The 13,434-nt window shown below is 58.0% G+C and carries 12 protein-coding genes; 1 reads left to right on the top strand and 11 read right to left on the bottom strand.

Features of this window, described 5'->3' with window-relative positions; genetic code table 11:
- Positions 1-91: 91 nt before the first annotated feature.
- The 11 genes from cheZ to ACOTW6_RS11135 all read right to left on the bottom strand — a co-directional run bounded on the left by cheZ (position 92) and on the right by ACOTW6_RS11135 (position 11,711).
- Positions 92-736 (bottom strand): protein phosphatase CheZ, encoded by a 645-nt coding sequence (cheZ, locus tag ACOTW6_RS11185; RefSeq protein WP_003859718.1) that lies wholly within the window; start codon positions 734-736, stop codon positions 92-94.
- Positions 737-746: 10 nt separating this feature from the next.
- The gene (gene cheY / locus ACOTW6_RS11180) at positions 747-1,136 is read right to left on the bottom strand and encodes a chemotaxis response regulator CheY (protein WP_000763862.1); all 390 of its coding nucleotides are present in this window, start codon (positions 1,134-1,136) and stop codon (positions 747-749) included.
- 17 nt (positions 1,137-1,153) lie between these two features.
- Positions 1,154-2,203: a protein-glutamate methylesterase/protein-glutamine glutaminase gene (locus tag ACOTW6_RS11175; RefSeq protein WP_062933459.1), complete on the bottom strand. Its 1,050-nt coding sequence runs from the start codon at positions 2,201-2,203 to the stop codon at positions 1,154-1,156.
- Positions 2,200-3,066, bottom strand: coding sequence for a protein-glutamate O-methyltransferase CheR (gene cheR / locus ACOTW6_RS11170; protein WP_017384409.1), 867 nt, complete (start codon positions 3,064-3,066; stop codon positions 2,200-2,202). The genes ACOTW6_RS11175 and cheR overlap by 4 nt, the downstream gene beginning before the upstream one ends.
- Positions 3,067-3,085: 19 nt before the next feature.
- Positions 3,086-4,687 carry a methyl-accepting chemotaxis protein IV gene (gene tap / locus ACOTW6_RS11165; RefSeq protein WP_063932426.1) on the bottom strand — a complete coding sequence of 534 codons (1,602 nt, stop codon included), beginning with the start codon at positions 4,685-4,687 and terminating at the stop codon, positions 3,086-3,088.
- Between the two features lie 44 nt (positions 4,688-4,731).
- Positions 4,732-6,399, bottom strand: coding sequence for a methyl-accepting chemotaxis protein II (gene tar / locus ACOTW6_RS11160; protein ID WP_213789253.1), 1,668 nt, complete (start codon positions 6,397-6,399; stop codon positions 4,732-4,734).
- A gap of 86 nt (positions 6,400-6,485) precedes the next feature.
- Positions 6,486-7,448 carry a Csu type fimbrial protein gene (locus tag ACOTW6_RS11155; RefSeq protein WP_213789252.1) on the bottom strand — a complete coding sequence of 321 codons (963 nt, stop codon included), beginning with the start codon at positions 7,446-7,448 and terminating at the stop codon, positions 6,486-6,488.
- Complete coding sequence (locus ACOTW6_RS11150) at positions 7,445-9,829, bottom strand: fimbria/pilus outer membrane usher protein (protein ID WP_421766252.1); 2,385 nt, start codon at positions 9,827-9,829, stop codon at positions 7,445-7,447. The genes ACOTW6_RS11155 and ACOTW6_RS11150 overlap by 4 nt, the downstream gene beginning before the upstream one ends.
- The gene (locus ACOTW6_RS11145; RefSeq protein ID WP_063863733.1) at positions 9,805-10,566 is read right to left on the bottom strand and encodes a fimbrial biogenesis chaperone; all 762 of its coding nucleotides are present in this window, start codon (positions 10,564-10,566) and stop codon (positions 9,805-9,807) included. The genes ACOTW6_RS11150 and ACOTW6_RS11145 overlap by 25 nt, the downstream gene beginning before the upstream one ends.
- A gap of 16 nt (positions 10,567-10,582) precedes the next feature.
- The gene (locus ACOTW6_RS11140; protein WP_015570265.1) at positions 10,583-11,131 is read right to left on the bottom strand and encodes a Csu type fimbrial protein; all 549 of its coding nucleotides are present in this window, start codon (positions 11,129-11,131) and stop codon (positions 10,583-10,585) included.
- Positions 11,132-11,138: 7 nt separating this feature from the next.
- Positions 11,139-11,711 carry a Csu type fimbrial protein gene (locus tag ACOTW6_RS11135; RefSeq protein WP_023303908.1) on the bottom strand — a complete coding sequence of 191 codons (573 nt, stop codon included), beginning with the start codon at positions 11,709-11,711 and terminating at the stop codon, positions 11,139-11,141.
- A 427-nt stretch (positions 11,712-12,138) separates the two neighbouring features.
- Here ACOTW6_RS11135 and ACOTW6_RS11130 point away from each other — a divergent pair, with 427 nt between their 5' ends.
- Positions 12,139-13,398, top strand: coding sequence for a dicarboxylate/amino acid:cation symporter (locus ACOTW6_RS11130; protein ID WP_047051634.1), 1,260 nt, complete (start codon positions 12,139-12,141; stop codon positions 13,396-13,398).
- Positions 13,399-13,434 lie beyond the last annotated feature (36 nt).

Below are 13,434 nucleotides of genomic sequence, written 5' to 3'. Positions count from 1 at the left end.
GGCGGGAAAAGCCCGTTTATTCGGGCTCTTTTCGCTGTTTTTGTTCTGAGCTGCCTCAGGCCGCGTTAACGACCTGAGGCAAAACGGGCAATCAGAAACCAAGACTGTCCAGCAGATCGTCCACTTGATCCTGGCTTGCCACCACGCCCGCTTTGCTGGTGTCAAGCTGTGGACCATTGAGCAGGCTTTCGTTCTCGCGTTTCGGACGGGCAGCAGGTTCCGGAATGTTCTCCAGCAGTACCATCAGCAGCTGACGTTCAATCTCCTGAATCACATCCATCATGCGCTTGATCACCTGGCCGGTGAGGTCCTGGAAATCCTGCGCCATCATGATGTCCAGCAGCTGGGCGTTAGTGAAGCTGGTGTGGCCCGGCACGTCACCCAGGTACTGACGGGTATCCGTTACCAGTTCGCGAGCATCCGCCAGCTCAATAGGGTTCTCAAACCACTCATCCCAGCGTTTGCTCAGCGCTTTCGCCCCCTTCTCCATCGCATCCTGGTGCGGCTGCGAGGCTTCAACGCTGTTCAGCGCACGCTCGGCCGCCTGCGCAGTCATCTGCACAACGTAGTCCAGACGGTCGCGCGCGTCAGGGATGGCTTCCGCCGCTTCGGCGATAGCCTGGTCCAGCCCCAGTTCACGCAGGCTGTCGCGCAGCATGCGGGTCAGGCTACCAATGCGGGCAATAATGTCGCTCGGCGAATGTTCTTCAACGGGTTTCATAGCAGGTTGCAACATATCCATCACCTCACATGCCGAGTTTCTCGAAGATCTTCCCGAGCTTCTCTTCCAGAGTCGCCGCGGTGAATGGCTTCACCACGTAGCCGCTTGCGCCCGCCTGTGCAGCGGCAATAATGTTCTCTTTCTTCGCTTCTGCGGTCACCATCAGCACCGGCAGAGAGGCCATGCCCGCATCCGCGCGGATGGTTTTCAGCAGTTCGAGACCGTCCATGTTCGGCATGTTCCAGTCGGAAATCACAAAACCAAACCCGCCAGCCTGGAGTTTGTTCAGCGCATCCACCCCGTCTTCTGCTTCTTCAACATTGTTGAAGCCCAGCTCTTTCAGCAGGTTGCGCACAATGCGACGCATGGTGGAAAAGTCATCCACAACCAAAAACTTAAGCTCTTTATCCGCCATAAAATAATACTCCTGAGTCAAATACGTATTGCCTGTCCGGCACTGATTTTCGCCAGCATCTGCTGGCTTACCTGGCTAAGATCGACCACTTCGCTTACGCCACCCATATTGATGGCCTCGCGCGGCATGCCGAACACCACACAACTTGCTTCATTCTGCGCAATCGTCCAGGCGCCAGCCTGGTGCATCGCAAGCATTCCGGCGGCGCCGTCGTTGCCCATCCCCGTCAGGATCACCCCAACGGCGTTGCGCCCCGCATGTTTCGCCACCGAATGAAACAGCACATCCACCGACGGACGGTGCCGGTTAATCGGCGGCCCGTCATGAATTTTGATTTGATAGTTCGCCCCGCTGCGCGCCAGCTCCATGTGCTTGTCACCCGGGGCGATATAGGCGTGACCTGGCAGTACGCGCTCGCCGTCTTCCGCCTCTTTCACGCTAATCTGGCACAGCTTATTCAGGCGCTCCGCGAACGAGCGGGTAAAGCCCGGCGGCATATGTTGCGTGATCAGAATACCCGGGCTTGAGAGCGGCAATGGCTGGAGTACATGGCGAATTGCCTCTGTTCCTCCGGTTGATGCGCCAATGACCAGCAACTTTTCCGAGCTGAGTAACGGCCCCGCCTTCAGGGTTGCCGGGGCTGCCGTCGGTTTATGCGCGGCAAGCTTCGCCCGGGACGCGGTGCGGATCTTCTCGGCGATCATCTCGCTGTACGCCAGCATCCCCTCGCGAATGCCGAGCTGCGGCTTGGTGACAAAATCTACCGCCCCCAGCTCCAGCGCGCGCAGGGTGATTTCTGAACCTTTACCGGTCAGAGATGACACCATCACCACCGGCATCGGGCGCAGGCGCATTAATTTTTCCAGGAAATCGATGCCATCCATGCGCGGCATTTCAACATCCAGCGTCAGCACGTCGGGGTTATATTTTTTGATTAAATCCCGCGCGACCAGCGGATCGGGCGCTGTCGCCACCATCTCCATATCGCTGTGGCTATTGATGATTTCGGTCATGATCTGACGCATCAGCGCCGAATCATCGACAGACAATACCCTGATTTTACTCATGCTTTTTCCTTACTCAGCGCATATACCGTTTGCCCACGCAGGCTAAACTCACGCACGAGGTTGCTGAAGTTTTCCGAGTGCCCGGCAAACAGTAAACCGTCAGGCTTGAGCAACGGAACAAAGCGACGCAATATGTCCTGTTGCGTCGTTTTATCAAAATAAATCATCACGTTACGGCAAAAAATGGCGTCGAATGGCCCCGGCACGTTGTACTGCTTATCCAGTAAATTAACGGGGGCAAATTCCACGCAGTTCGCCAGCTCCTGGCGTACGCGCACCAGTCCTTCATGCGGGCCGGTACCGCGCATGAAGTAACGCTGTAGCTGCTGGGGAGACAGCGTTTTCAGCTCATCCTGGCGATAAACGCCGTTACGGGCTTTTTCCAGCACCTCGGTGTCGATGTCGCTGGCGTACACTTTCCAGCGGCCCGGCGCCATGCCCAGGGTGTCCGCCAGGGTGATGGCCAGCGAGTACGGCTCTTCCCCGGTAGAGGCCGCCGCGCTCCAGACGCGATACTCTCCGCTACGGCGACGGGCGTGTTCCGCCAGCACCGGGAAGTGATGCGCCTCGCGGAAAAACGCGGTCAGGTTGGTGGTTAATGAGTTGATAAATGCCTGCCATTCGGCGCTGTTCTGGTTCGCTTCGAGCATGCTCAGATAGCGGCCAAAATCGTCCAGCCCCAGCGTGCGCAAGCGCCGCACCAGCCGGTTGTAGACCATGTCTCGCTTATGGTCCGCAAGCACGATCCCCGCACGCTGGTAGATTAACTGACATATCCGACGAAAATGCGCGTCGGACAGCGCGAGGCGCTGTGTCATCTGCAACAATAATGACGTTTGCCCTGAGGGCATGGGTGATGTCATAGCGCCTTCTCAATCACATTCAGGATACAACGGGCACGGCCTGTGACCGTCCGACTTCTGTTACTGCTTCAACGTGCTCTTTCACATTAAATACGGCGACTAACCCGGTAAGGTGATCCGCCTGGTTTGCCAGCTGATCGGTCGCCGCCGCCGCCTCTTCCACCAGTGAGGCGTTCTGCTGCGTAACCTGATCCATCTGTGTAACGGCCTGCGCCACCTGCTCAATACCACGGCGTTGTTCATCAGACGCCGAGGCAATCTCGCCCATAATGTCGTTAACCCGCGTCACGGAGGTGACAATCTCGTGCATGGTCTGCGCGGCGGTATCCACCAGCGCGGAGCCCTGCTGAACGCGGGAGACCGACTCTTCTATCAGCCCTTTGATCTCTTTCGCCGCATTGGCGCTGCGGCTGGCGAGGTTACGGACTTCACCGGCAACCACCGCAAACCCGCGCCCCTGCTCCCCGGCACGCGCCGCTTCAACGGCCGCGTTCAGCGCCAGGATATTGGTCTGGAACGCGATCCCGTCGATGACGCTGATAATGTCGCCAATTTTCTGCGAGCTGGCGGCAATCTCCTGCATCGTACTGGCGACATGAGAAGCCTGATCGCCCCCACGTTTCGCCGTCATCGCTGCCTGTTTTGACAAGTCGGACGCCTGACGCGCGTTATCGGCGTTCTGGCTTACCGTCGCGGTCAGTTGCTCCATGCTGGCCGCCGTCTGCGCCAGCGATGCCGCCTGCTGTTCGGTGCGGGATGAGAGATCGTTATTGCCTGCCGCAATCTCGGAGATCCCGGTATGCATGGCGTAACTGCCCTGGCGAACGTTGCTTACCGTTTCCCGCAGCGACCCCTGCATCGCCTTCAGGCTGGCGAAAATCGCTGATATTTCATTCCTGCCATACACGGCCACCGGACGCGCCAGGTCGCCCTTCGCAATACTGTCGAAGTGGCTGCTGACGATGGCCAGCGGCTGGACGATCATTTTGCGCGACCACCACAGCGAGCCGCCGGTCAGCAGGGCGGCCAGGATCACCATGGTCAGGAATATCGCCCCTGACATGCGGTAGCTGGTACGGCTGTCCGCACCGGCACGCGCCACAAACTGGTTAATATCCTGCTGCCACGCGTTAAAGCTGCCGTCAAACGCCGCCTGAGACGCCTGCACCGGCGCGGTCAGGAAATCTGAAAGCTGGTTGTTCTCCAGCCACGTCGCCTGATGGTCGAGATCGCCGTACCACACATCAAAGGTCTTTTTCATGGCGACTTTCAGCGCTTTCTCTTTCTCACTGACCGCCTCCTGCGCCGTAAAGGCCTTAAACTGCGCGTCGGCCTGCTTCAGGCTGCTGCGGGCCACGACCATCAGCGCCTTAATATCCTCCGGCGGATAGCTCAGCGCGGTTAACGTCCCCGCTTTGTTCAGCGCAGTGCTTGCCTGCAACAGCACGGCACGCGTTTGTGCCAGTGCGGAGCGCTGCTGATTACTCGTCTCAACTTCCTGCAAATTCTGATAGCCATCGCGAAACGCCCAGAAAGACAACCCGTTACTGCCAACCTGCAAAACCCCACACAGGATCAGAATCAAAAACAGTGTGGTCGAGATACGAATACGATTTAACATCCACGCTCCCATCAAGCGGCAAGCAGCCGCGGTTTAATTGTCAGTCAAAATGTTTCCCAGTTTTCATCTTGTCCGGTCACCGCTGCGCGCGTACGTGCTGTCACGGGCGCCGGGGTTGCTTCGCTGTACGCCGACCGCGAGCTGACCGTATGTGTCGTTTTTGAAGTAAGACGGAACGCCGAGACGGCCATTTTCAGGCGGCTCGCCTGGTCCTCCAGCGCAGCGGCCGCGGCAGCGGACTCCTGCACCAGGGCGGCGTTTTGCTGCGTCACACGATCCATTTCCGATACCGCCAGGGCGACCTGGTCAATACCACGACTCTGCTCATCCGATGCAGAGGCGATTTCACCCATGATGTCCGTCACGCGCGTCACGGCATTCACGATGTCATTCATGGTTTCACCCGCACTTTCCACCAGCACCGAGCCGGTATCCACGCGTGAAACAGAGTCTTCAATCAGGGCTTTGATCTCTTTCGCCGCATTGGCGCTGCGGCTGGCGAGGTTACGTACTTCGCCAGCGACCACGGCAAACCCGCGCCCCTGCTCGCCCGCACGCGCCGCTTCAACGGCCGCGTTCAGCGCCAGGATGTTGGTCTGGAAAGCGATGCCGTCGATAACGCTGATGATGTCGGCGATTTTCTTCGAGCTGTCGGCAATGTCATGCATGGTTTTCACCACGCCGTCGACCACCCGCCCTCCGCGCTGGGCGGTGTCGGACGCGCTTTCTGCAAGCTGCGACGCCTGGCGGGCGTTGTCGGCATTCTGCTTCACGGTCGCGGTGAGCTGCTCCATGCTGGCCGCCGTCTCTTCCAGAGCGGACGCCTGCTGTTCGGTACGGGACGAGAGATCGTTGTTGCCCATCGCGATTTCACTCGTGCCGGTATAGATGGCATCCGCCCCCTCGCGCACGTTGGCGACGGTATCAATCAGCGAACGCTGCATATGGTCGACGCTGGTTGCCAGCTCGGTGATCTCATTGCGGCCAGAAACGGTCAGCGTTTTCGTGAGATCGCCCCGGCCAATATCACGGATATGGGCAATGACGCGGCCAAGCGGGTTAAGCAGGATATGACGAATGCCGTACCACACGGCCACCAGCACGATGACCAGCGCGAGGGCGAGAACCGCCATCTGCCATTTCGCGAAACGGTAGTCGTTCTGGCTTTGCGTAAAGGCGGAGTGATAAAGCTCGCCGCTGGCTTTGGCGTACTCGCCGAGCGCCGCGCCGAGGGCGTTCTGCATTCCCTGGGTCGGCTGCGCGAAATAGGCGTCCATATTGCCCTGCTCCAGGAACTGCACCAGCTCCGTGAGGCCAGCGAAGTAGGCCTGATATTTTTCATCTATGTTCGCGCTCACCTGCGCCATTGCCGGCTGAGGGGCGATTTTTTTGAAGGCGTCGTAATGTTTCGCCGCGTCTGCCAGCGTGGCGCGCGCATTCTTCAGCAGTTCCGTTTTTGCGCTGCTCTGCTGGTTATTTGGGTCCATCATCATGCGGGCAGACGAGCGGCTCAGGTTGATACGCGTCTGCAACATCAGATCCCAGGTCGTGGTCAGTTCGCTTTGCTGCATTCGCAAATCGTTCGAGGCCGCGAAGCTGTCCTGGTTCTGTTTTAACGACGAGAAAAAGAGGCCGCCAGAAATAAGCTGAAGAAGTGCGAAAATGACCAGCACCATCATAAGCATTGTGACAACGCGGATACGGTTCAACATACAACACCTTCTCATAGATTTATTAACGGTGTTATCGGCACAGGCCACAGGAACTTTACATTTGCGAAAGGGAAAAGCGCGGAGGGTCAGAACGCGACGTCGACAATCAGCGTGTCGGTGTAGGTTCCGGCAGGCGGCGTGGCCTGGCTGGTCAGAACTTTGGCGGTGTAGTTATAGGTACGTAAAAGCCCGTCCGTACTGACCTGCGATGAGCTGGCGCTGGCCCAGCGCTCGCTGCCGCTGCCGCCCCAGCGGTTGCTGGTCGCCTCTTTATAGATGTCGTAACTCATAAAGTTGCTGCCGCTGACCATACGACGCACGTTGTTCAGGGCATTAGCCCCATTATTAATGCCTATGGTGTAGGTGCTGCCCTTGGTGCAGGTGACGGCGACCGACTGTGAAACGGTAGGAAAATTTTGCACCAGCGGCGCGCTGTTAAAATTCACGTCCGGCGTGGTCATGGTGCTGCAATCGTTGGTGACGGTCATGTTGAGGAGGATAGAGGTGGTTGCCGTGCCGGTTTGCGGGGTCAGGCACGCTCCGACCGCGCCAACGGCGCACACGTTGTAGTTAATGCTGAACGTTAACAACACCTGATACGGCCCGGCGGTGACGTTCTGCCCCATTACGGTCCGGAAATAAAGGGGAATGTTGTAGCGCCTTGAACCCAGCAGCCCGAGCAGCGTGTTTCCGCTCCAGGTATAGGCTTTGCTGATTTGTACTTCACTGTTTCCGCCGCAGCCGGATGCCCCGCACAGGCGCACAGGGATGACATCGGTAATAGCCGCGTTGTCCGTACGCTTCATGGTCGCCCGGCTATTCGCGAAGACGGATGCCGAGGTGTAATTCAGCGTCACCGAGTCGTTGGTTAACAGGTTGAGAACGGTATCGCAGGTCACCACCAGCGTGCCCGTCGTTTCCACTTCCCCGGTACCGCTGAGTGCGAACGAGGTGACGCTGCCAAACGAGGCATTCACCGTACTGACGGTGCAGGCCGCCCAACTGCCGCCGGAGCACAGCAGCAGGAGCGCGATTAACAGGCGTTTCACGGCGCCTCCCGACAGGTCAGCGGACCGTAGGTTTGCAGTTTATGCTCAGGGTTTGCGCCAACGGTCAGCGTTGCCGTACAGCGTTTACCCTCCGGGGTGATGACCTCGAGCGGATTCACATCGTAGAGGTTTTCCAGCCAGGCGAGGCCGTCGTAGCCGACAACCGCGCTGCTGCGGGATGCGCGTCTGACCTGGCTTCCCACCGGGATCGCATTGCCCTGCGCATCGTGCAGGATCACGCTGGCAACCCGCTCCTGCTCCATCGGGAAATCCACCAGATAACCGTTATGCCGACGAATCGCCACCCGACGCTCGGTCTCTTTCAGCCGGGTATCCGCGGGTAAGTTCAGGGTATCGATGCGGTAACTTGCCGGGTAATAGGCGGAAACGCCGCTCACCAGCAGATAGCCTTTGTTATTGGTTTTTCCGACCGGCTGGTTTTCGTAGCTGACGGGAACATCCGGATGACCGTCGGTGCTGATCACCACAAACGCATCGTTGATTTTGTTCGCCGCAAACAGCTCACCGTCCATCAGCACGACAGAGCCCATCGCCTCGCCCCACCAGGTCATCATGCCCTTCTCACCATAGCCGCCGCCCTGTAGCTCCACGTTGTTATTCCGCCAGCCGAGCGTGGCCTGCTGATAGTTACTCGACCGCGACTGGTTGGCCCAGGCCATGTTCCAGCTAAAGCCGCCGTCTGAAGGCATCGAGTGGTTGTAGTTAATGCGTTGAGTGCTGCCTGCGTCAGGGGTGTTTTCAAAGGTGACGGCGGCGCTGTCACGTTCGCCGAGGGGGACCTGCAACGACAGCGCAACCGTCCAGTCGCCTCGCTGCTGGTCACGGCTGGCAGCCAGATAAATACTGCTTGAGCCCCACAGATTACGGCTCCAGGAGAGGTTGAGCAGCTCAGTTTTCTGGCTGTCAAAACTCTCAACCCCGATCCACGCCGCGCCGATGTTGCCGTAACCGCCAAGGTTAAAGGTTAAGGAATACTGGTCGGTATTGCGGCTCAGGCTGGCAACGGGATTATCATTTTCATCATAAACGGTGGGCTGATCGTACAGAGCGAGGTTGCCGAAGCCACGGTCGCGTCGGGTATGCTGGGTCGCTACGCTAAACTCGCTGGTGTTGTACTGATAGCCCCAGTTTATCTGGCCGCCGCTATCGCCGCGCATGCGGCTTTGGGTCCACGAGGTATTGACCACGTCAAAACGCCCAAGCTTCAGCACCGTGCCCGCGCCGCCAAGCGCCAGCGACTCCGCCCCTTCCGCATGCCCCTCCAGCGTCAGCCAGTCGGTCACCCCGTAGCGGTACGATCCGCTGCCCGCCGCCGGGCCATAGTCAAAATTCTCAATACCGTAGTTACGCCGCAGGCTGCCCAGCGTCACGGCGCCGTCGCTTAACCCCTGCTTAAGCAGATCGCTGCTGACATAAAACGGCAGCGTGGTACTCACCTGACGTCCCAGCGCATCCGTGGTAACCAGTACCGCATCCCCGGCACCGTTGATATACGGCAGATTGGTGAGGGTAAACGGCCCCGGCTGAAGGCGGGTGGAGCCGGAACGGTAGCCATTAATAAAGAGATCGACCGAGGTCGGGACGGCCGCCTCGCCGGAAAACGCGGGCAGCGGCCAGGTCACCAGATCTGGACGCAGGGAGAAGTCGCGCCCGTAGCTGATCCCGCCCATGCGCACGCTGGTGCTCCAGCTCAGCGCATCGCTGATGACGTCCCCGGCGGACCAGGTGGTGGCATCCTCTTCGTTGATGATCAGTAACGTAGAGTCATAACGCACATACCCTTCCTGCTGCCCGCTGTTACCGGTGAAATTCTGCCGGGCGTAACCCGTCGATGAAAATGAATAATCCTCATTGAAATAACGGAACTCGTGCCAGACCGACGCCTGGCCGCCCGTGTGTTCGGAATGGTTGGTATAAACGTCGTAATTGAGCAGCGCGCCGCGGCCATAGTGCGGTTTGCTTTGCGTGCTCTGCTCACTGAAAGGCGTGACCCGCGCCGCGACCCAGTCCCGGGGGACCGTCAGCAACAGGCGCTGGGCCGTGCTGTCGTACTCTGCGCGTACCGACGTAAGCGTCGAGAGATTCACCTCACCGGCTGGCACATGCGCGGGCGGCAGCCCGGCGCGGAGCAAATCCGCGCCCGAAATAAACCAGGCGCCCTCACGCTGCGTCACCGGCACCACCAGACCCGTGTCATAGTGGTTCAGCACCAGGGCGAGCTGGAATACTGCTTCGCCGTTCATCGTCCGTGCATCCGGCGGCGGCGGTAAACTGTCGTCGCCGGTTTCGGCAAAGGCGCTGGTACTGACGCAAAGCAGGATCATCATCGCCGGTTTCAGTTGACGGGCGTCGATTGCCATTGCGTATCCCTGGCATTAATTTGCGCGCTCATCCGGTTCGGCTGATAAATCCCTGCCGGAAGCGGCCAGCTTCGGGTGCTGCCTGGCAGCACATAACCCAGCAGCCCCTCGGCAACCGTGCGTTTTTGCCCGCCCTGCTCAACCGCAACCTGGCTGAGCCGGACGTGTACATCCCCCTGATTGCGGACCTGAAGCGCGGGTTCCCCCCCCTCCTGAACGACCCGCCAGCTCAGCTGTTGAGTGTTCGCCAGCGCGTGGTGCGCCCCTTCGTTGAGGGTGGGGATCCCCTGCCCATAAACAAATAAGGGAATGGAATAGCGCATTTGCAGTTTGAGGCCCATGGACGGTTCCGCTTTGGCATCCGGCTGGGGAATTTCATCCACAATAATGCGGTAGGCCTGCTCAACCCCCGACGGGATCGTCCCCTGCTTGATGAGGCGAATAAGCTGTTTACTGCCTTTGGCGATGGTCACGATCGGCGGGCTGGCAACCACATCCTGCTGGGCGGTGTAACGCTCATATCCTCCCTCCTGCTTCCAGCGCACAATACGCACCTGCATTGTCGTGGCGCTGTTGCCCTGATTCTGGATCCACAATTCAGTTGCTCTGGCCTCTGCCGACAGCCACGGATCGATGGGCCACAGAAGAATGGTTGCCGCTGCCTGCGCCTGGCCCGCTGCCAGAGCCGTTGCCCCCAACAGACCCACCAGGCCCGATCGCCTGAAAAATGGCTTCATCGATGTTCTCCCTTTCCTACCATGACAAGGTCACGGTGAGTTGATCTGAATATGTTCCCGGCAGGCTAAACCCCGTCAGGAGCGCGACGCCAAAAAGAGGCAGCGCGATGTTATTGCTGTTGGTATAGGTAATCGGTATGGCCTGGTTAACCCCAATTTCGCTGTTCGCCGCCAGAGAGCTGCTGCTGTAGAGCCGGTAACCAACAACTTCGGTCCCGCCTGAACGCGTCATCCGTCGCACGGAGCTGTAATTCTGGCCGCCGTCAATGCTCATGCTCAGCGCCACGCCCGGCGTGCAGGCGATGGACAACGCGCCGTCGGCGACAAAGCTGGTGCTGACCGGCGTGTTGTCCACGCCATTGCGGGTTCCAAAATCCAGCGTCCCAAAGCGCCCGCCCGTGCCGGTACTCACCGAGCACCCTGGTACTACCGTCGCGCTCACCCTGAAGGACTGGGAGGTCACCGCCCCGGCGTCGCAGATCATCATCAGCGCGACGATCAGGGCCAAAAAAGGGTGCACGACGCCCTCTGCGCTTTCGCGCAGACATAAACACAATGCCTTCATGGCTGAATCAGTAGGTGACGCTGACGTTAATCGTGTCGGTATAGGTTCCCGGTACAACCGTTACGCTATTGCCGCCGCCCGTTATGCGCCCGTAGAGGGTATAGCTGTTCACCCCGCCCGCTGTGGAAGCTACGGGCAACGCGGCGTTGTTAGCGATCACGTTGTTGTACCCGCTGTCGCTATAGAGGCTGTATGCCACGCCCTGTGCCGCATTGGCGGTGTTCACCAGATAGCGGGCGGGTGTGCCTGGGGTGCCGACAACGGTTCCGGGTGCGGTCGCGTTGGTGTTGCCGGTGATCGCCACCGTGTAACTGGCAGTGGTACATTGAATGGTAAAGGTGTTTCCGCCGCTGGCTCCGGTTAACTGGGTTGTCAGGGTGGAGAATGTCGCAGGATGGGTCCCAAAATCGAGAGTCCCGAAGTTAATGCCGTTTTGCGTTGGAGAGCCGTTGATCAAACAACCGTTCGTAAGCGTCAGCGTCGCCCCGATAGTACCGCTACTGGTGACTGCCAGCGCCTGACCGACAGTCGCCGCCGACAGCAGTGTACCCGCGCAGATAAAAAGAAGTTTTCTTTTCATTTACCACCCTCCAGAAGAAATAATGGTTCGCTTGCCCTATTTTATTCATACTGTTCAATATGTTAGCCCCGCTTAAACATTCCCCGGCGCGGTTACTGAGAATTTAGTTTATGGTTCACGCTTCAACCACTTTCAACGGAGAGGAGACACCCGCCCTTGAATTAACAGACTATTAACAAACATTACAAAGAGTTAGCAAAATAAAACGGGCATTATTCTTGCTTAGGCTGAGGATATATCGCCTGTAATGTGATCTGAATCACAATATATCGTCATGATAAAAACAACGAATTTCATAAAAATTAAAAACAAGTTGTAACTCACGCAGCTTTACTTCAATTTATGCCTCGAATATTTTCCTGCGCTTAAATAAAAATTTTGTATGCATCGACGCAGGAAACTCTTTTAGCGCATAGAGGATCTTTTTGTGGCAAGTGCAAACAAACTCACGCTCTTCATCGTGATTTTCATGCTGGCGGGTATTCTTTCAGGTGCGGCGATCCATGAGTATGCTTCGTCCGACGCGATACAGGCCTGGTCGGAGAACATTACGCTGCTGACCGATATTTTCCTGCGGCTGATTAAGATGGTGATTGCCCCGCTGGTATTCAGCACCCTGACGGTGGGCATTATGAAGCTGGGTGAAACGTCGACGATTGGGCGCGTCGGGGGTAAAGCGATGGTGTGGTTTATCAGCTCATCCGTGCTTTCCATTCTGGTAGGGCTGTTTATTGTCACCCTTGAACAACCCGGCAGCGGTCTGAACCTGAGCATTCCGACAGAGACAGTTGATACCGGCCTGGCCGTTAGCGGGATGTCGCTGAAAGCCTTCCTGTCACACACCATTCCAACCAGCATTGCCGGCGCGATGGCGAACAATGAGATCCTGCAAATTGTGGTCTTCTCGATGTTCTTCGGCATTGGCGGCGCGTCATTAGGTCAAAAATTCAACGCCCCGCTGGTGGCGGCGCTGGATGTGGTCTCCCACATTATGCTGAAAGTGACGGGCTACGTGATGTACGTTGCGCCGCTGGCCATTTTTGCCGCGATTTCGTCCGTGATTGCCACTCAGGGTCTGGGCATTTTGCTGAACTATGCCTCGTTTATTGGCGGTTACTATGTGGCGATCCTTCTGACCTGTCTGGTATTGCTGGCGGTAGGTTACATGGTGCTGAAAAAAGAGATTTTCCGTCTGGTGGCGATGCTGAAAGATCCGGTGCTGGTCGCGTTTACCACCAGCAGCTCAGAAGCGGCATACCCGAAAACGCTGGAGCAGTTAGCGCGCTTCGGCTGTTCACGTAATATCGCCTCTTTCGTCCTGCCGATCGGCTACTCGTTTAACCTGGTCGGCTCTATGGTGTACTGCTCGTTCGCCTCGATGTTTATTGCTCAGGCGTACAACATTCACCTGAGTTTCACCGAGGTGACGGTGCTGATGTTAACGCTGATGCTGGCCTCGAAGGGCATTGCGGGCGTACCGCGCTCGTCGCTGGTGGTGCTGGCGGCGACCATTCCGAGCTTTAACATTCCGGTGGCCGGGATCCTGCTGCTGATGGGGATTGACCATTTCCTGGATATGGGACGGTCCGCCATTAACGTGCTGGGGAACGGGATTGCGACGGCGATGCTGTCGCAGAATGAAGGGGCGCGGGAAGCGGAAGCAGCGCTGGTGGAGCAGGAGGCGTAAGGAAACAAAAGAGCCGGGTGGCGGCTTCGCCTTACC

This window comes from Enterobacter cloacae complex sp. IR5403, assembly GCF_049238705.1.
GTDB classification, from domain to species: Bacteria; Pseudomonadota; Gammaproteobacteria; order Enterobacterales; family Enterobacteriaceae; genus Enterobacter; species Enterobacter hormaechei_C.
Note: the sequence above shows the minus strand (reverse complement) of the source record. Positions and strands in the feature narration are given on the sequence as shown.